The 23,715-nt window shown below is 49.4% G+C and carries 9 protein-coding genes; all 9 read left to right on the top strand.

Going from position 1 to position 23,715, the window contains the following annotated elements; genetic code table 11:
* From AC1XUF_RS23235 to AC1XUF_RS23195, 9 genes are read left to right on the top strand one after another with little or no spacing between them, the layout of a single operon-like run.
* Positions 1 to 2,625 carry an ABC transporter permease gene (locus AC1XUF_RS23235; protein WP_483344241.1) on the top strand — a complete coding sequence of 875 codons (2,625 nt, stop codon included), beginning with the start codon at positions 1 to 3 and terminating at the stop codon, positions 2,623 to 2,625.
* Positions 2,618 to 5,272, top strand: a complete 2,655-nt coding sequence (locus tag AC1XUF_RS23230) for an ABC transporter permease (protein WP_483344240.1) — start codon at positions 2,618 to 2,620, stop codon at positions 5,270 to 5,272. Before AC1XUF_RS23235 ends, AC1XUF_RS23230 begins: the two co-directional genes overlap by 8 nt.
* Positions 5,265 to 7,919: an ABC transporter permease gene (locus AC1XUF_RS23225; protein WP_483344239.1), complete on the top strand. Its 2,655-nt coding sequence runs from the start codon at positions 5,265 to 5,267 to the stop codon at positions 7,917 to 7,919. Before AC1XUF_RS23230 ends, AC1XUF_RS23225 begins: the two co-directional genes overlap by 8 nt.
* A complete protein-coding gene (locus AC1XUF_RS23220) occupies positions 7,912 to 10,533 on the top strand; it encodes an ABC transporter permease (RefSeq protein WP_483344238.1) in 2,622 nt (873 codons plus the stop codon). Before AC1XUF_RS23225 ends, AC1XUF_RS23220 begins: the two co-directional genes overlap by 8 nt.
* A complete protein-coding gene (locus tag AC1XUF_RS23215) occupies positions 10,526 to 13,204 on the top strand; it encodes an FtsX-like permease family protein (RefSeq protein ID WP_483344237.1) in 2,679 nt (892 codons plus the stop codon). Before AC1XUF_RS23220 ends, AC1XUF_RS23215 begins: the two co-directional genes overlap by 8 nt.
* Complete coding sequence (locus AC1XUF_RS23210) at positions 13,201 to 15,819, top strand: ABC transporter permease (RefSeq protein WP_483344236.1); 2,619 nt, start codon at positions 13,201 to 13,203, stop codon at positions 15,817 to 15,819. Before AC1XUF_RS23215 ends, AC1XUF_RS23210 begins: the two co-directional genes overlap by 4 nt.
* Positions 15,816 to 18,434 carry an ABC transporter permease gene (locus AC1XUF_RS23205; RefSeq protein WP_483344235.1) on the top strand — a complete coding sequence of 873 codons (2,619 nt, stop codon included), beginning with the start codon at positions 15,816 to 15,818 and terminating at the stop codon, positions 18,432 to 18,434. Before AC1XUF_RS23210 ends, AC1XUF_RS23205 begins: the two co-directional genes overlap by 4 nt.
* The gene (locus tag AC1XUF_RS23200) at positions 18,431 to 21,031 is read left to right on the top strand and encodes an ABC transporter permease (RefSeq protein ID WP_483344234.1); all 2,601 of its coding nucleotides are present in this window, start codon (positions 18,431 to 18,433) and stop codon (positions 21,029 to 21,031) included. Before AC1XUF_RS23205 ends, AC1XUF_RS23200 begins: the two co-directional genes overlap by 4 nt.
* The gene (locus AC1XUF_RS23195) at positions 21,028 to 23,655 is read left to right on the top strand and encodes an ABC transporter permease (RefSeq protein WP_483344233.1); all 2,628 of its coding nucleotides are present in this window, start codon (positions 21,028 to 21,030) and stop codon (positions 23,653 to 23,655) included. Before AC1XUF_RS23200 ends, AC1XUF_RS23195 begins: the two co-directional genes overlap by 4 nt.
* Positions 23,656 to 23,715 lie beyond the last annotated feature (60 nt).

The following is a 23,715-nucleotide window of genomic DNA, read 5'->3' as shown; positions in this document are numbered from 1 at the left end:
ATGAAATCATTACCTCCCCGCTTGGGTGTCCGGTTACTGTCCTGGCTCGGCGACCCGAATACTTTGGAAGAGGTTCAGGGCGACCTGCTCGAAATGTACGCTTATTGGGCGCAGACCGTCGGAAAGCGGCAGGCGGACTGGCGATATATATGGAATGTATTAAAACTGTTAAGGCCTTTTGCAAAGCGTAAACGATCTTTTAAATATCCCGTAACCTACATACTGAGTCCGGCCATGATAAAAAACCACTTGACCATCGCTTTCAGAAGCCTTTCCAAAAGCAAAGGCTATTCCATCATCAATGTTACCGGGCTGGCCGTCGGCATGGCCTGTGCGGTGCTGATCTTCCTGGTTGTCAGGCACGAGACGAGCTACGACCTGGCCCAGTCGAATCTCGGTCGGATCTACCGGGTTGAAACGGAAAATATCAAGGAAAAACACACTTATCCCGGAACCTACACGGGTATGGCCCATGCATTGAGGACTGATTTACCAGAGGCGGAAATCGTGGCTCCATTGCTGAGTGTAAGCGGGAATACGATGGCTGCCGGTGAGAAAAAATTCAGGGAGTCGTTTGTATTTGCCGACAACGGTATTTTCCGCACGCTCGATTACCAATGGCTTTCGGGAAACCCCCGCCGGGCATTGTCGCAGCCCAATGTGGTTGTGCTCACGCGCTCCTATGCAGTCAAATATTTTGGTATAGCCGATGCGCTTGGAAAAGTAATCAGGCTGGATAACAAACAGGACCTGACTGTCGCCGGAGTTGTGGCTGATTACCCATCCACGACCAGCTTTCCTTTTAACATGTTTGTATCATTTCTGACCTTGAAAAATGTCGATCCCGGCTACGATCAGAACCGCTGGAATGGGTGGAGTGACAACTTTCAGGTGTTTGTATTGTTGAAAAACGGGGTTAATCCCAGGCAGCTGGACAGCCGTTTTGTTCATATTGTCTCGAAATATATGGGTAAAGAAGCCCTGCCCGACAAACGTTTTAAGCTCAACCATTTGTCAGAAATCCATTATTCCGGAAACCTGGGCGGTAGAACCGCGAATGTGAGCCTGCTGAAAACACTGTCGTTCATCGGGCTGCTGGTATTGCTGATTGCCTGCTTCAATTTTATCAACCTCAGCACCGCGCAGGCATTCAAACGTGCGAAAGAAGTCGGTATCCGCAAAGCGATCGGCAGCAACCGTAAATCGCTGGTATTCCAGTTTCTGACCGAGGCGGGCCTGATCACACTACTGGCAATTGCAGCAGCGATCGTGATCAGCGTGCTTGCGCTGCCTTTGCTGGCCACGTCCCTGGCGGTGCCGTTAACGCAGGAAGATCTATTCACCTGGCAAACCGCATTGTTTGCGGCAGTACTTGCTGTGCTTACTACCTTATTGGCGGGTATTTATCCGGCATTCCGGTTGTCGGGGATGGCGCCGATATGGGCTTTGAAAAATAATGTGGCACCTCACACAAGCCAGTGGTTCTCTATGCGGCAGGGGCTGGTGGTGGTTCAGTTCACAGTTTCGCTGGTATTGATCACCAGTGCCATGCTGATCAACCGGCAACTTAACTTTTTCCGAAATGCCGACCTGGGCTTTAACAAATCGGCGATCATCACAGTCGGCTTACCCGATAATAAACCCGAGAAAATCGAGATGCTGCGCAATCAGCTGACCAAATCAGTGCAGATCAAAGACGTCAGTTTTTCATTCAACAGTGCGTCTGCGGAGAGCAACTGGATGCAGGCGATGGAATACCGCAATGGGCCGAAAGTGACCCAGATCAAAACCCAGATGAAAATGGGCGACTCGCATTATCTGGATACATACGGAATCAGATTACTGGCCGGGGAACCATTGAAGGATAGCGATACCACTGATTTTAAAGTAATCGTCAATGAAATTTTCCTGGACCGTGCAGGGATCGCCAGTCCTCAGGAAGCCATTGGTCAAAGGGTTTATTTTGGAGATGGAAATGAGTTTGCGACCATCACTGGTGTTTCCAGGAATTTTAATGTCAATTCATTACACCAGAAAATAGACCCGACGATCATCCAGGTTGTTCCCAACAACTATTATCAGGTGGGCATCAAGCTGCAAAGCGAAAAACCGAGTCCGGCTTCAGTAAAAACGGCATTAACGCATATCGAACAAGCCTGGACAGCAGCGTATCCCAATCAGGTGTTTGAATACAGCTTCCTGGACGATACGCTTGCGCAGGCCTATCAGTCGGAGACCCGCACAGCCAGGTTAATTGAGGTGTCCACCTTCCTGGCGGTCCTGATTGCCTGTATGGGACTTTTCGGGTTGGCGACATTTACCGCCGAGCAACGTACCAAAGAGATCGGTGTTAGGAAAGTATTAGGCGCGTCGGTCAGCAATATCATTGGTTTGCTTTCCAAAGATTTTTTGAAACTGGTCCTGGTGGCAATTGTCATTGCTTCGCCCATTGCGTGGTATGCAATGGACCAATGGCTGCGGAATTTCGAGTTCAGGATCAAAATTGAATGGTGGATGTTCGCTGTGACGGGCCTTTTGATGACCGCAACGGCTTTGCTGACTGTTAGTCTTCAAAGTGTGAAGGCGGCGCTATTGGACCCGGTGAAAAGTTTGAGAAATGAGTAACAAAGCGCCCGAATGGGCAACAAAACTTTTAGCCTGGCTCGGTCATCCGGATACCCTGGAAGAGACCGCCGGTGATTTACAGGAATTGTACGCCCATTGGCAGCATTCGGTCGGTACGCGAAAGGCTAACCGGCTATATATCATCAATGTATTTAGGTTATTGAGGCCATTGGCCAGATCGAAACGAGTAAAAGAATATCCCAGAACATATTTATCCAGCCCTGATATGATACGGAACTATTTAAAAATCGCTTTCAGAACGCTCGCGCATAGCAAAGTTTACGCTTTTATTAATGTCATGGGCCTGAGCCTTGGCCTTGCGGCAGCCATGCTGATCATGCTGTATACCAAAGACGAAGTCAGTTATGACCGTTTTCACCAGCATGTCCAAAGCATTTATCGGGTCACATACAAGTCTGTTCTTCCCACGGGTGTCCTCGAATATAATTCGGCCATTACCGGTTATTTGCAAGGCCCGAAATTTACCGCGGGAATGCCGGAAATAAAGGCATTCGCACGTTTTACAGATCACTGGGACGATCTGAAAAAAGGTGATGATGTGACGAGCCAGCACATCTACCTGGCGGACCCCGATTTTTTCAATGTGTTTTCTTTTCAGTTGCTCCGTGGTAACCCCCAAACTGCGCTGCGCCAGCCCAGGTCTGTCGTCATTTCCGAAGAAATGGCAAAAACGCAGTTCGGAACCACTGATGTGTTGGGTAAAACCATGTTGTTCAAAGATCCTTTTACGGAAGGCAAGCAGTTCTTCCCTTATCAGGTAACCGGCGTAGTAAAGAAAGCCCCGCAAAATTCTTCGATCAAATTCGATGTCCTGATGCCCATTGTGGAGCGGAAGGAAGAAATGGAGGGGGAAGCCTGGTTCAATTCATCGCTGAATACCTTCGTACTCCTTCATGACAAAGCAAGCCAGTCGCCAGCCGGAATGAAGGCCATTGAAGCCAAAATGAACCACATTTACCAGGCAGATGCAAAAGATGTGATTAAGATGGTGGCGGAAAGGTATGGTCTGAAAAGCAAGCGTTACTATGGACTTCAGCCTTTCACGGATATCCATCTCAGTACCGAGCTGGCAGCTGAAAACGGCCTCGTCAATGCCAGTAAACCCATGTTCTCTTACATCCTTTCTGGTATTGCACTGTTCATCCTGCTGATCGCCTGCATTAATTTCATCAATCTGACCGTGGCCCGGTCTTTAAAAAGAGCGAAGGAGATCGGCGTAAGGAAGGTGGTTGGCGGCGGCCGCTCTCAATTGGTCATGCAGTTTTTAGGCGAATCGTTTGTGCTGTGCTTTGCGGCGTTCGCGTTTGCGATCTTGCTGGTACAGGCTGTCTTGCCCACTTTTAACGAGCTGTCCAATAAAGCATTGGAAATGAGTTATTTGTTTGATCTGCAGCTGGTCGCTGCTTACATAGGCTTGTTTATCGTGACCGGCTTACTGGCGGGTTTTTACCCGGCGGTGATCTTGTCGGGTTACGATCCTGTGCAGACTTTGTACAGCCGGTTCAATTTCACGGGCAAAAATTACCTTCAGAAATCCCTGGTTGTCGTCCAGTTTGCCCTGGCCTCTTTTCTGATCATCGCGACGCTGACGATCCGGTCGCAATTCAATTACCTCACAACCAAAGACCTGGGTTATGATGATAAGAACCTGATCAGCATCAACAAACAAAACCTGACCAGAAGTGAAGCAGGATTGTTTGCAAGCGAGCTGGTGAAAAGCCCGGGGATTACCGCAGTGGTACCCAAGAACGGTGGGCGATGGGGAACCGGGGCCAAGGTCAACGATGGTACCGAAATTACTTTTGATTACGAAACCGTAGGCTCGGATTACCTGCCCCTTTTGAAAATCCCTGTGCTGAAAGGAAGAAACTTCTCTCCTCAGTTCCCCACGGATTCGACCAAATCGGTGATCGTGAACGAAGCTTTTGTGAGAAAAGCAGGCTGGAAAGACCCAATTGGCAAAGTGGTCGATTTCTGGTACGAGAAAGACCAGAAATACCAGGTGATCGGTGTCGTGAAAGACCATCACTCCCAGGCGTTGAACGAAGAAATCAAACCGCAGCTGTTCACGATGAAACCCGGAAACGGATTCGGGAAGGTATTTATCAAAATCAGGCCAAAGACCGAAACTGCCAGCCTCAGACATATTGAAAGGACCTTTAAGAAGCTGTTTCCTATGAATCCCTATTCCTACAAATTTGTGGACCAGGAGAATGTGAAAAAATACGAAGCGGAGGCCAAGTGGAAGCAGATCATGCTCTTCGGTGCCATATTAACCATTTTTATTTCAGCCATTGGGTTGTTTGGGCTGGCGACGCTCTCGGCCGAGCGGCGTACCAAGGAAATCGGGATACGTAAAGTGCTCGGTGCTTCTGTTGCCAGTATTGTGCAACTGCTTTCGTCGGACTTTCTCAAACTGGTTGCGCTGTCCTTCGTGTTTGCGTTCCCCGCAGCCTATTACGCAATCAGCGAGTGGCTTAAAAACTACCCTTACAGGATCGAAATCAGTGCCTGGACTTTCGGTGCAGCAGCTCTGCTGGCCATTCTCATTACGTTTTTTACGGTCAGCTTCCAGTCGGTCAGAACGGCGCTGATGAACCCGGTAAAATCGTTGAGGAGTGAATGAGCGCCAGCCGCCGCATTGGGCAGAGCGGTTACTAACCTGGTTTTCGCACCCCGATTCCCGGGAAGAATTAGAAGGCGACCTGCTGGAGCTGTACGCCTCTTGGACTAAAAGCTACGGTGACCGCATCGCAAAATGGAAGTATGTATGGAACGTCCTCAAACTGTTAAGGCCGTTTTCAAGAAAAGAAGTTTTCAGTTATCCCCGGACCCATTTAATGAGCCATGATATGATACGTAACTATTTTAAAATCGCATTACGAACACTGGCGCACAACAAAGTGTATGCGTCGATCAATGTCATTGGCCTGAGTATGGGTCTGGCAGCCGCCATGCTGATCATGCTTTATGCGAAAGACGAAGTCAGTTACGACCGATTTCATGTCAATAACCCCAATATTTACAGGGTAGTATTCAAATCTGTTTTGCCAACAGGCGGCCTTGAATCCCAGTCTGGCCTCACAGGCTTTTTACCCGGACCTAAATTCTCGGCCGGGGCACCGGAAATTAAAACATTTGTTCGGTTCACGGAGCAGCGGACGGATATGAAGCTAGGAGATGAGATCAAAAGCCAGACCGTGAATGTCGCCGACCGGGACTTTTTCAAGATATTCTCCTTTCCGTTGCTCAGCGGCAATCCTGAAACTGCGCTGGTCCAACCCCGGTCCGTGGTGCTTTCGGAAGAAATGGCGATGAAGCAGTTCGGTACGACGGACGCGGTCGGAAAAACGGTCATGTTCAAGGACTTTTCTGACAAAAGCGACAAGTTAACGCCCTTCCAGGTAACCGGCGTCGCCAAAAAGGCACCTCAAAATTCCTCTATCCAGTTTGAAGTCCTGATGCCGATAGAGGAACGGAAGGAGGAAATGGTGGCCGAGGCCTGGTTCAATACGTGGCTGAACACTTTTGTTTTACTTGATGAAAAGGTTGCTCAAAATCCGGGCGGTCTTAAAGCACTTGAAGCCAAAATAAACAGGCTTTACCAGGCAGATGCCAGGGATGTGATCAAGTCGCTTACCGAAAAGTTTGGTATGAAAACCAAACGGTACTACGCCTTTCAGCCTTATACCAACATTCACCTGAACACCGAGCTTCCGCCTGACAACGGACTGCTGCATGCAAGCAAACCGATGTTTTCATACATCCTGTCGGGCATTGCCATGTTTATCCTGCTCATTGCCTGCATCAATTTCGTGAACCTGACGGTGGCGCGGTCATTAAAGCGGGCGAAGGAGATCGGTGTGCGGAAAGTAGTGGGCGGCGGCAGGTCGCAGCTTGTCATGCAGTTTATGGGAGAGTCTTTTGTGTTGTGTTTTGTGGCATTTGTGCTGGCCGTTCTGCTGGTCGAATTGGTTTTGCCAACATTCAATGAGCTTTCGAACAAAGCATTGGAGTTGTCCTATCTGTTTGATATGAAACTGATTGCGGGATATGTGGGCTTGTTTCTGTTAACCGGGTTGCTGGCAGGATTTTATCCGGCGGTCATTTTATCGGGTTATGATCCGGTGCAGACTTTGTACAGCAGGTTTAGTTTTACCGGTAAAAATTACCTTCAGAAATCGCTGGTGGTTGTGCAGTTTTCATTGGCTTCCTTTCTGATTATCGCAACATTGACCATCCGCTCCCAATTTAATTACCTCACTTCCAAGGAGCTGGGTTACGATGACGAAAACCTCATCAGTGTCGATAAGCGTGACCTTACCCGGCAGGAGGCAAAACAGTTTCAGGATGAACTTTTGCAGGACCCGAATATACTGGCCGTCGCGCCCAAAAACGGGGGACGCTGGGGTACAGCAGCCAAGGCTGACGATGGGAGGGAAATCAATTTCGACTGGGAGACCGTCGGTACCGAATATCTTTCCATGTTGAAAATTCCGCTGGTGCAAGGCCGGAATTTCTCCCCCGAATTAGCTACCGATTCGACGCAATCTGTGATTGTAAATGAAGCGTTTGTGAAAAAAGCAGGTTGGAAAAACCCGCTTGGGGAGGAGCTCGATTTTTGGTACCTTAATCATGAAAAATACAAAGTCATTGGCGTTGTAAAGGATTACCATTATCAGGCTTTGAGTGAGGAGATCAAACCGCAGCTTTTCACGATGAAACCCGGAAATGCCTATGGGCGTGCGTTCATCAGGATCAAGTCCGGCACGGAAACGGCCAGCCTGAATGCTATTGAAAAGTCCTTTAAGAGGATTTTCCCGTTAAGCCCTTACTCGTACAAATTCATTGATGAGGAAAATCTTAAAAAGTATGAGGCGGAAGGAAAATGGAAACAGATCATGCTTTTCGGGGCCGTGCTGACGATTTTCATTTCTGCGATCGGGCTGTTTGGACTGGCGACGCTGTCTGCCGAAAAACGCATGAAAGAGATCGGCATCCGGAAGGTACTGGGTGCTTCGGTCGCGAGCATTGTGCAACTGCTATCCTCCGATTTTCTGAGGCTGGTTGGAATATCATTCGTTTTCTCCTTTCCGGCCGCTTACTACGCGATCAATGAATGGCTTAAAAATTATCCTTACCGCATTGAAATCAGCGGATGGACATTTGCCGTAGCCGCTTTGCTGGCAATAATGATCGCGCTTTGCACAGTAAGCTTTCAATCAATCAGAACGGCGCTGATGAACCCGGTAAAATCGTTGAGGAGTGAATGAGCGCCGGCCGCCGCATTGGGCCGGAAAGCTGCTGTCCTGGTTTTCCGACCCGGATTCTCGGGAGGAGCTACAAGGCGATCTGCTGGAATTGTATGCCTACTGGATAAAAAAACACGGTCCCCGCATCGCCAAATGGAAGTATGTGTGGAACACGGTGAAACTATTGAAACCATTTTCAAGAAAAAAGGAAGCTTTCAGATACCCCCGAAACCATTTATTCAGCCATGATATGATACGTAACTATTTCAAAATCGCTTTCAGGAACCTCATCAAAAGCAAGACTTTTTCGGGGATCAATGTGCTTGGTCTTGCACTGGGCATGGCTTGCAGTCTGCTGATCATGCTTTGGATCAGAGACGAAACGAGCATCGACGCTTTTCACGCCAATAAGGACCAGCTTTATCGCATTTACATGCGGGAGTTTTTCAGCGGCAAGGTGCAGGGTGTGATCTGGACGCCTGGCCCGCTGGCGGAGGAATTGAAGAAATCCGTCCCGGAGATCGAGATGTCCACGGCTTACGAGTGGCCGGGCAGCGAAACCTTTTCGGTAGGAGATAAAGTACAAAAACAGCAGTTGAATGCCGTCAGTACGGATTTTTTCAAAATGTTCAGCTTCAGGCTTCTGGAAGGTACGCCGGAAGCGGCATTAAAAGCCCCCAACAGTCTGGCGATTTCCAGAAACATGGCAGAAATTTTCTTTGGAAGTCCGGCGGCAGCAATCGGCAAGGCGATCCGTTTTGACAACCGCAAAGAGATGATGGTCACCGCAGTTTTTGAGAATATCGGCAAAAACAGTACCCTGAAATTTGACTGTTTACGGAATTGGGAGAACTTCTCGGAAGATAATGAATGGGCAAAAGGCTGGGGTAGTACCGATCCGCTCACATTTTTCAAAATCAGGAAGGATGCCGATCCCGCGAAGGTGGAAGCCAAGATCAAGCATTTGCTCGACAAATATAACCGCGACCAGGGCAAGCAGTTCAAAACCCAGCTCGCCATGCAGCCTTTTCACGAATATTATCTCAACAGTAATATCAAAGACGCCCATATGGATGGCGGACGTATCGAATATGTGCGGTTGTTCAGTCTGGTTGCGGTTTTTATATTGGTCATTGCCTGCATCAATTTCATGAACCTCGCTACGGCGCGTTCTGCCAAACGTGCGAAGGAAGTCGGTGTACGAAAGGTGGTCGGGGCTATGCGCTCGATGCTGGTCGGACAGTTTATGGGAGAAGCCATCCTGCTGACTGTCTTTTCGATCCTGCTGGCCGTTCTGATGGTAGGGCTCATTTTGCCGTCATTCAACATGCTGACAGAAAAACAGATCACGATGCCGTTTAACGAACTCTCTTTCTGGGGGATCCTCGCTGGTTTATTATTGATCACCGGGCTGGTGGCGGGCAGCTACCCTGCATTGTTCCTGTCGTCGCTGAACCCTGTGCGGATACTGAAAGGTGCCGGTCCGTCGTCACGGTTGAAATTTGATACCAAATCGGCGTTCCTGAGGCAGGGACTGGTTGTTTTCCAGTTCGGGCTTTCTGTTATCCTGATCGTCGGTATGATCATTATTTACCGACAGGTGGACTACGTGCAGCATAAAAATCTGGGCTATGACCGCGAAAACCTGATCTATTTTCCGTTAGAGGGCGATTTAGGTAAAAATTACGATGTGCTGCGGGAAGAGATTTCGCAGGTTCCCGGCGTGAAGGATATCTCGCAGATGACCGCCAACCCGGCTTCGAATGGTTCCGGCACGGAGGGGATTACCTGGCCAGGCAGCGGCCCGAACGACCAGGTCCGGTTTACGCCGCTCGGGGTAAGTTATGATTTCGTAAAAACCATGAACCTGACACTCGTCGACGGGCGCGATTTCTCCAAGGCCTTTTCGACCGATACCTCCGCCTTCCTGATCAATGAGGCGGCCGTAAAAGTGATGGGTTTGAAAGACCCGGTGGGCAAGCAGATCAAATGGGGGGACAGGCCCGGTACGATCGTAGGCGTTTTGAAAGATTTCCATTTCCAATCCCTGCACAGCGCAATCAGGCCGTTGATTGCTGGCTTGCAGTTCAACAGAAGATTTGGCAATATGATCGTCAGGCTAAGAGCGGGGCAAACCACGCGGGCACTGACCGGGATTGAGGGGGTCCTGAAAAAACTGAATCCCAAATATCCATTTACCTACAGCTTCACCGACCAGGAATATGCGCGGCAGTACCAGAGTGAGCAGGTAGTAAGCAAGTTATCCAATTACTTTGCCTTCCTGGCGATCTTCATCTCCTGTCTGGGACTTTTTGGGTTAGCTACGTTCACAGCAGAGCAGCGAACCAAAGAAATCGGCGTACGAAAAGTGTTGGGTGCTTCGGTAGCAGGTATTGTAGGCTTGCTTTCCAAAGACTTCCTGAAACTGGTTGCGCTTTCGATCGTACTTGCGTCACCGCTGGCCTGGTGGCTGATGACCCAATGGCTGCAAGGCTTTGCCTACAAAATCGATATCGAGTGGTGGATGTTCGCCGCGGCAGGGGCAATATCCGTATTGGTCGCCCTGGTGACGATCAGCTTTCAAAGTATCAAAGCAGCGTTGATGAATCCGGTGAAATCGTTGAGAAGTGAGTAGGAGCGGCGAAAACCGGCAGCCACCTCGCTGGGCGGTTAAATTAATGTCCTGGCTGGCAGATCCCGCTACAAAAGAGGAATTAGAAGGTGATCTGCTCGAGATGTACCAGTATTGGTATCACAACGGGGGGAAACAAAAAGCGGACAGACAGTATGCGATCAGTGCATTGAAATTGCTGCGGCCGTTTGCCAGACAAAAAGGATCAGAATACCATTCAGTAAGTCATTTATTCAGCCCTGATATGATACGCAACTATTTAAAAATCGCATTCCGGAACCTCCTCAAGAGCAAGGGTTATTCGGCTATTAACATCATTGGGCTTTCCGTGGGGATGGCGGTGGCCGTTCTGAATGGCCTGTGGATCTGGGACGAGCTGTCATTTAATACCTATCACAAAAATTATGACAGCATTGCCAAGGTTACTGAACTGGGGAAGAGGAGAGGGGAGCGATATTCCAATACAAACCTGCCTTTTCCTGTATCCACCGAGCTGAAGGAGAATTACGCAAAATATTTTAAACATATCCTGGCCGCAAGGGAAGCAGGGGATTGTATTCTGGATGCAGGGAAAGTGAAACTGACCCGGAGGGGCCAATTCATCGAAGAAGGCATAGCCGAAATGCTGTCTTTGAAAATGATCAAAGGCAGCTGGGCGGGATTGAACGACCCGCACTCAGTAATGCTTTCGGCATCGGCCGCCAAGGCCCTTTATGGAGAAGCCGATCCCATGAATAAGCTTTTGAAAATCAACGCAACCCTGAATGCTCGCGTAACAGGTATTTACGAAGACCTGCCACACAATACGGAGTTTCAGGATGTCAAGTTTTTTGCCCCGTTTGCGTTGTGGACTTCTGAAAATCCGTGGGTGTTGCAGCAGCAGTGGGATAACTGGTTTCTTTCGGTATATGTCCAGATCCAGCCTGACGCGGATTTTAAACAGGTTTCAGCCCTCATCAAAGACATGGAGCTCAACAAATTGAGAGCCTTAGAGGGTACCGAGGAGACCCTTGCCAGAGAGCCTCAGCTTAACCTGCTGCCGATGAGCGACTGGCATTTGCATGGCGGCTTCAATGTGGAAGATTCCGGTCCGGCCCAAATGGTGTGGCTCATCGGCCTGATCGGCTTATTTGTTTTGCTGCTGGCGTGCATCAATTTTATGAACCTCTCCACAGCGCGTTCCACCGGTCGGGCGAAGGAAATTGGTATCCGAAAGGCAATCGGATCTTTGCGCGGCCAACTGATCAGCCAGTTTTTCGGTGAATCGTTCCTGGTGATTTTCCTGGCTTTTGCGGTCACATTGCTTTTGGTGAACGCGGCACTGCCCTGGTTCAATGATGTTGCTGCCAAACAGCTTAGTTTTCCGTGGGCGAATCCCTATTTCTGGCTTGCGGCCATTGGTTTTATTGCGCTGACCGGCCTCGTTTCGGGCAGTTATCCGGCATTCTATCTATCCTCATTTCAGCCGGTCAGGGTCCTGAAAGGTTCGCCCGACCTGGGAATGTCGAAATCCGGAATTTTTGGTACCGGGAACACCGCCGCCCTTCCGCGTAAAGTATTGGTTGTGGTACAGTTTACGGTATCGGTTACGCTGGTTATTGGGACGCTGATGGTCTATCGCCAGATCCAGCATGCCAAGAATCGCCCCATTGGTTATAACCGCGCGGGTTTGCTGCAGATCGAACAGAAGACTGCTGAATTTAAGGGCAAGATCGATGTGCTGAGGGAAGAATTGAAAAGCACCGGCGTAGTGGATGAAATCGCAGAATCCCGAAGCTCTGTTTCCAATATTACCATGTGGAATGGTGGTTTTTCTTTCAAAGGCAATGAAATAAAATGTCCTGAAGGCTGTGGTACTCTTCCGGTCAGTACTGATTATGGCAAAACGGTAGGCTGGCAATTTAGTGGCGGAAGGGATTTTGAACGCACTTTTGCCAGCGATTCGTCGGGTTTGGTGGTCAATGAATCCTTCGCGAAGCTCAGTGGATTGAAAAAACCCGTCGGTGAATTCCTGACATGGAACCCGGGCTGGAGAAAACCGAAGACGTACAAAATATTGGGCGTGGTGAAGGATATGGTCGCCATGTCGCCCTATAAGCCCACGATACCGACCGTTTTTTTACTGGAAAATGGCTATGACTGGTTCAATATCCGTATCAACCGGAACGTCAGCGCAGCGGAAGCATTGCCCAAAATAGAGGCAGTTTTCAAAAAACATATCCCATCCGCTCCATTTGATTATAAGTTCGCCGATCAGGAATACGCCCAGAAGTTTGCAAGTGAGGAGCGGGTGGGTAATCTGGCCCTGGTGTTTACCGTACTCGCTATTTTTATCTCCTGCCTCGGCTTATTTGGTCTGGCTTCGTTCATAGCCGAACAACGTACCAAGGAAATTGGGGTACGGAAAGTGCTGGGCGCGTCGGTGCTGAACTTGTGGGGCATGCTGTCCAAAGACTTTGTAGTCCTGGTGATCATCGCATTCGCGATTTCAACGCCAATAGCCTATTACTTCCTCGAAAACTGGCTGATGAAATACCAGTATCGAACGGACTTGTCCTGGTGGATTTTTGCTCTCGCGGGAGGAGGAGCGCTGCTGATCACCTTGCTGACGGTGAGTTTCCAATCCATTAAGGCAGCATTGATGAACCCCGTCAAATCTTTAAGATCAGAATGAAACCATCACCGCCACGCTGGGCAGGAAGGCTCTTGACCCGGCTAGGGGACCCGAACACTTTGGAAGAAGTCCAGGGGGATTTGCTGGAAATGTTTATGCACTGGAGCAGGGTGGTCGGCGTAAAGCAGGCCAGGTGGCGGTATATATGGAGTGTTTTTAAATTACTAAGGCCGTTTACAAGTGAAAAGAGATCCGAATTTTATCCGCAAACCTATTTTCTCAGCCCAGCTATGATCCGTAACTATTTGAAAATCGCATTTCGTAACCTTTTGAGAAACAAAGGCTATTCGGCCCTCAATATCGGAGGCCTTGCCATCGGCATGGCGGTGGCCATGCTGATCGGGCTCTGGATTCACGACGAGGTAACATTTGACCAATACCATAAAAATTACAAGCGTATTGCCAAGGTCATGCAGACGGCTGACCTGGGAGGAGATATTGTGACCCAGTCGGAGGGGCCTGCCCCGCTCGGCAATGAGTTACGCACGACTTATGGCAGTCATTTCAAGTATATAGCCAGCTCGACCGCATCGGTCAATCACATCCTGACATTTTCCGATAAAAAATTCAATAAGACCGGACGGTTCATGGGTGCTCAGGCCCCCGAAATGCTGGGCCTTCAAATGCTGGAAGGCAGTTTGGCAGGACTGGAAGATCCCCGTTCCGTTTTGTTGTCGGAATCTACGGCAAAGGCCCTGTTCGGCGCGGAAAATCCGATGAACCGGTTGCTTAAAATTGACAATAGTCTCGATGTAAAAGTAACCGGGATTTATGAAGACCTGCCTTACAACACCACTTTCCAAGATTTGGCTTTCATAGCCCCCTGGGATCTTTATACATCCCAGGTTCGCTATGGTATCAAAAACAAAGAGAATTGGGGAAACAACTTTATTGAAGTTTTTGCCCAGATCGCCGACCATGCTGATATGGATGTAGTGTCAGCAGCCATTAAGGATGCCAAGCGGAACAGGATCAGTAAAGCAGAAATGAGCTCAAAGCCTGTCATCTTCCTACAGGCAATGAGCCGCTGGCATTTATATTCTGAATGGAAAAATGGCGTAAACGTCGGCGGGCGGATTCAATATGTATGGCTTTTTGGAATAATAGGTGCATTTGTGTTGGTGCTCGCATGCATTAATTTCATGAACCTGAGCACCGCCCGTTCCGAAAAAAGGGCCAAGGAAGTAGGTATCCGGAAAGCTTCCGGCTCGATGCGCGGACAATTGATCTCGCAGTTTCTGAGCGAATCGATGTTGATCGCGGGCATTGCTTTTTGGCTATCGCTGCTGCTGGCATCTCTCCTTTTGCCATTGTTCAACGAGATCGCGGATAAAAAAACCAGCATTTTATGGCTAAATCCCTGGTTTTGGGTGATGGGGATTGGCTTTGCCGGTTTTACAGGATTAATTTCCGGTAGTTATCCCGCTCTTTACCTGTCGTCTTTTCAGCCTGTTAAAGTGCTGAAAGGAACTTTTAAGGCAGGCCGTTTCGCTTCTGTTCCCCGCAAGGTACTGGTGGTGATCCAGTTTACAGTTTCGGTCACCCTGATTATCGGGACCATCATTGTTTTCAGGCAAATTCAGTTTACCAAAAACCGTTCGGTGGGTTACAATAGAGAAGGACTGGTGATGATCGATATGTCGACCCTTGATATTCACGAGCATTTTGACGCATTCCGCAATGAGCTGCTCCAAACGAATGTGGTGGTGGATGTCACAAAAACGACCACACCGGTCACCGAAAAAAGGCAGAACGAAAATGGCTTCAACTGGAAGGGAAAAGATATGAGCCGCGATAAGCCATTTGCAACGTTTGGGGTTACCTATGAGTTTGGCAAAACCATTGGCTGGAAGATCAAGGAGGGCAGGGATTTTTCCAGGAACTTTTCTACGGATAACCTGGCTGTTGTTTTAAATGAAACTGCGGTGAAGTTCATGGGGATGAAAAACCCTGTTGGAGAGACGATCTTTTGGGGCGATCAGCCCCTGCACGTAATCGGCGTGGTGAAGGACATGATTATGGAGTCGCCGTATGAGCCTGTGCAGCAGACGATTTACTATATCGCCCCATGGCCCGCGTATGTGTTGAGTATCAGGCTTAAACCAACAGTTACCCCGGACAGGGCACTGGGCCAGATCGAAACGGTTTTCAGGAAGTACGCGCCCAATGTACCTTTTGATTATAAATTCGTTGGTCAGGAATATAATGCCAAGTTCCGCGCCGAGGAGCGTATCGGCAAGCTGGCAGGTTGCTTTGCATCGCTTGCCATTTTGATCAGCTGCCTTGGCCTTTTCGGACTGGCTTCATTTGTTGCCGAGCAACGCACCAAGGAATTGGGTATCCGCAAGGTACTCGGCGCCTCGGTTTCGAACCTCTGGCAGATGTTATCCCGGGATTTCGTCTTGCTGGTCGTTATCTCCTGCCTTATTTCGTCACCCATTGCATGGTATGCGCTGACTGGCTGGCTTCAGAAATATGAGTACCGGACCGAAATCTCCTGGTGGATTTTCGCATTGTCGGCGGCCGGCGCGTTAACCCTCACATTGCTGACCGTAAGTTTCCAGGCGATCAAGGCAGCATTGCTCAATCCCGTCCAATCACTGAGATCAGAATGAAGCCGACACCGCCGCGCTGGGCCGGAAAGCTGCTGACCTGGTTTGCCGACCCTAACACATTGGAGGAAGTCCAGGGGGATTTGCTGGAGATGTACGGGTATTGGAGCAAAACGGCCGGCGGGCAGCGCGCCAGATGGCGGTATGTATGGAGTGTTTTTAAATTACTGAGGCCGTTTGCAAGAGAAAAAAAACCTGAATTTTATTCCCAAACTTATTCCCTTAGCCCTGCTATGATCCGTAACTATTTCAAAATCGCATTTCGTAATCTTTTGAAAAACAAAGGTTATTCGGCCATTAACATGGGCGGTCTTGCCGCAGGCATGGCGGTGGCCATGCTGATCGGGCTCTGGATTTACGATGAGCTGAGTTTTGATAAAGGGATTCAGCATTATGCGACGATTGGAAAGATCATGCAGCAACAGACAGTCGATGGCAAGACTGCTACTGGCAGCTGGGTCCCAATCCCTCTCGCAAAGGCATTGAAAAATGAGTACGCAGGTTATTTTGACCACCTGATTTTATCCCACGGGACCGGAGAGCGTATACTCACCAACGGTTCCAGGCAATTGGCCCGAAGGGGATACTATGTGGAGCCTGGTTTTCCGGAAATGTTAGCCATGAAGATCGTGAGAGGCTCTGGCGGAGGGCTCAAAGATCCTACATCCGTTCTGCTGGCAGAGTCCACCGCGAAAGCGTTGTTCGGGAATGAAGACCCTATCCACAGGGTGGTGAGGATTGATAATAAATTAAGCGTCACCGTAGCTGGAATTTTCGAAGATTTCCCGGCTAATTCGGAATTCAGTGAAGTTACCTTCCTTTCTCCCTGGAAACAATTTGAGGCCGATCAGGAATGGGTGCGTAGGGTGGATGATAACTGGGGAGTCAACTCTTTTGAGCTATTTGCCCAGGTCGCCCGGAATGCGACATTTGATGCGGTTTCGGCTAGGATCAGTAAAATCCGAGCAAAACACCTGCCTGAGGAAGCGAAGTTCAGCCCAAAGATTTTTATACATCCCATGAGCAGATGGCACCTGTATTCCGAATGGGAAAATGGGGTTCCCGTGCGCGGGCGCATCCAGTTTGTGTGGCTGTTCGGCATCATCGGCGCGTTTGTATTGCTGCTTGCCTGCATCAATTTCATGAACCTGTCGACGGCCCAGTCGGAAAAACGGGCTAAGGAAGTGGGTATACGCAAAGCGGTTGGCTCGGTGCGGGGCCAGCTAGTCGCCCAGTTTTTCAGCGAATCGTATCTGGTGGTGGCTCTGGCATTTGTTTTGTCGTTGCTTGCTGTCCGGCTGACGCTTCCCTGGTTTAATGAGATCGCGGATAAAAAGATTGTTATTTTATGGGGTAACCCCATTTTCTGGCTACTGGTATTAGGTTTTTGTATGTTTACGGGCCTGATTGCCGGGAGTTATCCGGCGCTTTTCCTGTCATCGATCCAGCCCATCAAGATCCTGAAAGGCGCTGCATTACGCCTGGGTCAGTTTTCTTCGGCCCCCCGGAAAGTACTGGTGGTATTGCAGTTCACGGTTTCCGTGACGCTCATCATCGGCACGATCATCGTATTCCGCCAAATTCAATTTGCCAAAAACCGTCCGATCGGTTACGACAGGAACGGTTTATTGAACGTCAGGATAAACATGCCCGACCTGCAGAAAAATTATGCGATCATTCATCATGAGTTACTCCAGAGCGGCGCGGTGGTCGGCGTTGCGGAATCATCAAGCCCGACAACCGGTGTTTTTTCAAGCGATTCACGGCTGGAATGGAAGGGGAAAGACCCCGAGATGCCTGTCGATTTTAATGTAGTAGCCTGTACCCACGATTTTGGAAAAACCGTGGGTTGGCAGGTCAAAGAAGGAAGGGATTTTTCACGCTCCTTTGGCACAGATTCGGCAGGGCTGATCATGAACGAAAGCGCCATTAAATACATGGGCCTGAAAGATCCTGTCGGCCAGGAAGTGAAGTGGGGTGGAATGGCATACAAAATCATCGGTGTCGTTAAAGATGTGGTAACGGATTCACCGTTCGAGCCGGTGAAACAGACGGTATTTTTTCTGAACTATCAATGGATGAATTTCATGACCATGAGGTTAAGCCCGACCATGGGCGCCAGCTCGGCGTTGGCCAGGGTAGGAGCGATTTTTAAAAAATATAACCCGGCCAGTCCATTTATCTACAATTTTGTCAGCGAGGAGCACGAGCTTAAATTCCGCGCGGAAGAACGAATCGGAAAACTTGCGGCTTTCTTCGCTGCCTTGGCCATTATGGTGAGTTGCCTTGGATTGTTCGGACTGGCTTCTTTTACGGCCCAGCAAAGGACGAAGGAGATCGGCGTGAGGAAGGTGCTGGGCGCATCTGTTGCCAATTTATGGACATTGCTTTGCAGGGAATTTGTCCTGCTGGTGATCGTTTCCTGCCTTATTTCGTCACCCATTGCATGGTATGCGCTGACTGGCTGGCTTCAGAAATATGAGTACCGGACCGAAATCTCCTGGTGGATTTTCGCATTGTCGGCGGCCGGCGCGTTAACCCTCACATTGCTGACCGTAAGTTTCCAGGCGATCAAGGCAGCATTGCTTAATCCCGTCCAATCACTGAGATCAGAATGAAGCCGACACCGCCGCGCTGGGCCGGAAAGCTGCTGACCTGGTTTGCCGACCCTAACACATTGGAGGAAGTCCAGGGGGATTTGCTGGAGATGTACGGGTATTGGAGCAAAACGGCCGGCGGGCAGCGCGCCAGATGGTGGTATGTATGGAGTGTTTTTAAATTACTGAGGCCGTTTGCAAGAGAAAAAAAACCTGAATTTTATTCCCAAACTTATTCCCTTAGCCCTGCTATGATCCGTAACTATTTCAAAATCGCATTTCGTAATCTTTTGAAAAACAAAGGTTATTCGGCCATTAACATGGGCGGTCTTGCCGCAGGCATGGCGGTAGCCATGCTGATCGGGCTCTGGATTTACGATGAGCTGAGTTTCAATCACTACCATAGAAATTACGACAGAATTGTGCAGGTATACGAAAACCAGCATATCAGCGGCGGGATAGAAACTTTTTCGTCTTTGCCGATCCCGCTGGCCGCTGAGCTCAGGAACGGTTATGGAATGGACTTCCAAAAGGTTGCCGCGACAGCCACAAACGAACAGATCGTTGCCTTTGAAGACAAGCGTTTTTCCAGGGAAGGGATATTCGCAGAGGCTTCCTTCCCCGAGATCTTGTCCCTTGAAATGGTAAGGGGGCCGCAATCCGCACTCAATGACCCTAATGCTTTGCTGATCAGTGAAGCATTGGCCACCACTCTTTTCGGCAATGCGGATCCAGTCAACAAGTCTGTAAAATTGAATAATACTTTCTTGCAGAAGGTTGCCGGCGTTTACAAAAACATTCCGAAGAACAGCCATTTTCACAATCTGAATTTCATTGCGCCGATCGGTCTGCTATTTCCGAATGGAATTCCGGATGACAGCTGGCACAGCAATTCATTTCAGATTTATGGTTTGCTCAATTCAAATTTCAATCTGGCTTCAATCAATAAAAAGATTGGAAACCTGCTTTACCAGTTCCAGAAAGATGCTTCCAAGCCGATCATTTTTCTATTTCCCATGGACCGCTGGTACCTCCATGGCGATTTCGTCAATGGCGTCAGTGTGGGCGGACGCATTCAATTTGTCTGGCTGTTTGGTGTCATCGGTGCTTTTGTCCTGCTGCTGGCATGCATCAATTTCATGAACCTGAGCACCGCGAGGAGTGAAAAAAGGGCGAGGGAAGTAGGGGTCCGTAAAGTGGTAGGTTCTGTACGCGGGCAGCTGATCGCACAGTTTTTCAGCGAGTCTTTCCTGGTGGTGCTGCTGGCATTTGTGCTGTCGGTCGGGCTGGTCGTTTTGTCGCTTCCGTTTTTCAATGGAATTGCCGACAAGGAAATGGTTTTTCTTTGGGACTATCCGCTGTTCTGGGCCTGCGCGGCTGGGTTTTCGGTGCTGACAGGGTTAATTGCAGGAAGTTATCCGGCTTTTTATCTGTCTTCTTTTCAGCCGCTCGCTGTGCTAAAGGGCGTATTCCGGGCAGGACGTTTTGCGGCTGTTCCCCGGAAAGTATTGCTGGTTATCCAGTTTACGGTTTCGGTTACGCTGATGATTGGGACCATTGTTGTTTTTCGGCAGATTATGCACGCCAAAGACCGCCCGGTGGGGTATAGCCGGGACGGACTGATCACGATTCCCATCGTTACCTCGGAGATTCATGACCATTACGCCGTGTTCCGGGATGACCTGATGCGGACGAACGTGGTTTCGGGCGTTGCGGAATCATCCAGTCCCATGACGGGCGTATGGTCTTCAGCCAATAACCTCGACTGGAAAGGAAAGGATCCCGACGTCCAGGCCAGTTTCGGTACGGTTTCCGTAGATCCCGATTTCGGTAGGGTAGTGAGCTGGGAAATGAAGGAAGGGCGCAATTTTTCGCCAGAGTTCTCCACCGACCCCTCGGGTTTTATCTTTAATGAGGCGGCCATCCAGCAAATGGGGTTGAAAGATCCGGTGGACAAAATCATCAAATGGCATGGGAAAGATTGGAAAGTGATCGGGGTGGTGAAGGATATGGTGATGAAATCGCCCTTCGAACCGATTATGCCGACAGTCTTTATGGTGGACAACCGGGAAAGGCCGTTCAATGTGGTTAATATTAAAATCAAGCCGACGGTATCGAGCAGTGAAGCATTAAGCAAGATCGAAACGGTATTTAAAAGGCACGCTTCCCAAACTCCTTTCGAGTATCAGTTCGCTTCCCAGGAATACGAAAGCAAATTTACAGCCGAGCAGCGGATCGGTAAGCTGGCGACATTCTTTGCGATTCTGGCGGTTTTCATTTCCTGTCTCGGACTATTCGGGCTAGCGTCTTTCCTTGCCGAGCAACGCACCAAAGAAATTGGCATAAGAAAAGTTTTGGGCGCGTCGGTTGTGAACCTCTGGCAACTATTATCCAGGGACTTTGTATTACTCGTGATCATTTCCTGCCTCATCGCCGCACCGATTGCCTGGTATGTGATGGACAGCTGGCTTCAGAAATACCAGTACCGGACAGAAATTTCCTGGTGGATCTTTGCTGCGGTGACCGGGGCCGCACTGCTGGTCACTTTGCTGACGGTGAGTTTCCAGGCGGTCCGGGCGGCATTGCTCAATCCGGTGAAATCGTTAAAAAGCGAATGAAATCCTTACCTCCCCGTTGGGCTGCCCGATTGCTGGCCCGTTTCGGTCACCCGGATACTTCGGAAGAAGTGCAGGGCGACTTGGTAGAAATGTACGCGCATTGGGTTAAAAAACGGGGTGGCAGGTACGCCCGATGGCTGTACATCCTCAATGTTTTCAGATTACTAAGACCATTTGCAGCCAAAAAGAGATCAGAACGATATTCCCAAACCCAATCAACCAGCCTTGCTATGTTAAAGAGCTATTTAAAAATCGCAATCAGGAATCTCGCAAAGCATAAAGGATACGCTGCCATCAATATAGGCGGCCTTGCCGTGGGTATGGCGGTAGCGATTCTGATCGGCCTGTGGATCTATGATGAAGTCTCCTTTGACAAGCAGTATCCAAATCATAGTCGCATTGCGCAGGTGATGCAGAACCAGACTTTCAATGGTGAAGTGCAGACCTGGGGAAATGTGCCTTTGCCGCTGGGGCCGGAACTGAAGAATAGTTACGGCGCTCATTTCAGCCAGGTCGTCCGCAGCGGCTGGATCAGCGACCACGTGCTATCGCTGGCCGACCGGAAGATCAAGGAAAAGGGCAATTATATGGAGCCCGGCATCGCCGAGATGCTCTCTTTGAAGATGAAAAAGGGCAGCAGCGCTGGCCTGAGCGACTTGAATAGTGTTTTGCTGTCAGAATCTACTGCGAAAGCGCTGTTTGGCGACGCGGAAGTTACCGGCAAAATCATCCGGCTCGACGATAAGCTCGACGTGAAAATCACGGGTGTTTATGAAGACCTGCCCCGAAATTCATCCTTCGCGGACCTGCATTTTATTGCCCCCTGGGAATTGATGGTGCAAAGTCAGGGGTTGGAACGGATACTTCAGAATCCCTGGGGAGCGAGCTGGTTCCAGACGTACGCGCTGGTGGCTGAAAAAGCGGACATGGAAACGGTTTCGAAGAACATCAGGCTGGCTAAATCGAATGCAGTACCAGAGGATGCCCGAAAAAACAAGCCTGAAATATTTCTTCACCCCATGGATAACTGGCATTTATACTCAGAATTCAAAAACGGCGTAAATGCGGGCGGCAACATTCAGTTCGTATGGCTGTTTGGAATCATTGGCCTGATTGTATTGCTGCTGGCCTGCATCAATTTCATGAACCTGAATACAGCCCGGTCCGAAAAACGTGCAAAGGAAATCGGTGTCCGTAAGGCGATTGGCTCGTTTCGGAGTCAACTGGTCGGCCAATTTCTGAGCGAATCTTTTTTGGTATCCGCCATTGCCTCAATGGTTTCCGTTGTGCTGGTGCAGCTGAGCCTGAACTGGTTTAATGAAGTAGCCAACAAGCAGATCGTGATTTTATGGACTAACCCTGTTTTCTGGATCGCCATTGTATGCTTCGCGACTTTCACCGGGATATTGGTGGGAAGCTATCCGGCCTGGTATTTATCGTCCTTTCAGCCGGTAAAGGTTTTGAAGGGAGGCGGTTCGTTGTCGCGGTTCAGTGTCGGCCGTTTTGCGGCGTTGCCCAGGAAAGTATTGGTAGTGGTCCAGTTTACCGTGTCGGTTACCCTGATCATCGGCACCATTACGGTTTTCAGGCAAATCCAATTTGCGAAAAACAGACCGGTCGGGTATCAGTCCGATGGGTTGATCACCATAGGTGCAGGTGCTGTCCAGAACCACTTTCAGGCGTTTCGGGACGATTTGAAAAAAACAGGCAAAATAGATGAGATTGCCGCTTCTGAGTCGGAGATCACCAATACGTATGTTACGAATAGCGGGCTGGACTGGAAAGGGAAAGATCCTTCGATGCAGGAAGAGTTTGTGACCAATGGTGTGACCTATGAGTTTGGGAAAGCGATTGGATGGAAAGTGATTTCCGGCCGCGATTTTTCAGAGAAGTTTGCTTCGGATTCATCGGGGATCGTTATCAATGAAGCTGCCGCCCGGTACCTTGGGTTCAAAAATCCGATCGGGGAAACCATCAAATGGGGTAATGAAACGGTACATATCATTGGGGTGGTCCGCAATATGATCACGCAAAATCCTTATGAGCCCACTAAGCAGACCTTATTTTACCTGGGTAGGCGCTATCTGAACCATCTGATTATCAAAGTAAATCCCAATGCTTCCGGAGCAGCAGCGATCGGCGCGATTGAGTCCGTTTTTAAGAAATACAGCGCGGACAATGATTTTGAATACCGGTTTGTAGACGAAAGCTATGCAAGTAAGTTTGAAACAGAGGTAAGGATCGGCAAGCTGGCGAGCTTCTTTGCGATTCTCGCGATCTTTATTTCCGCGCTCGGGCTTTTAGGCCTGGCCTCGTTTGTAGCCGAGCAACGGACGAAGGAAATCGGCATCAGAAAAGTGCTGGGAGCTTCTGTGGCCAATCTATGGCAGCTTTTATCCAAAGATTTTATCATACTCGTGGTCATTTCCTGTGTGCTCGCGGTGCCTGTTGCCGGTTACCTGATGGATGGCTGGCTCGAAAAGTACCAATACCGCACGGAGATCTCCTGGTGGATTTTTGCGGTTTCAGCCGCCGGGGCGATGGGCATTACCTTACTTACCGTGAGTTTCCAGGCGGTCCGCGCGGCATTGCTCAATCCGGTGAAAAGTCTGAAGACCGAATAAGCCTGTTCCATACCGGACAAATACTGTTCGTTTTTGAACAAGAGAATAACCGATTAAACG

It is taken from the genome of Dyadobacter sp. HNCC25DJ185, from assembly GCF_056895195.1.
Note: the sequence above shows the minus strand (reverse complement) of the source record. Positions and strands in the feature narration are given on the sequence as shown.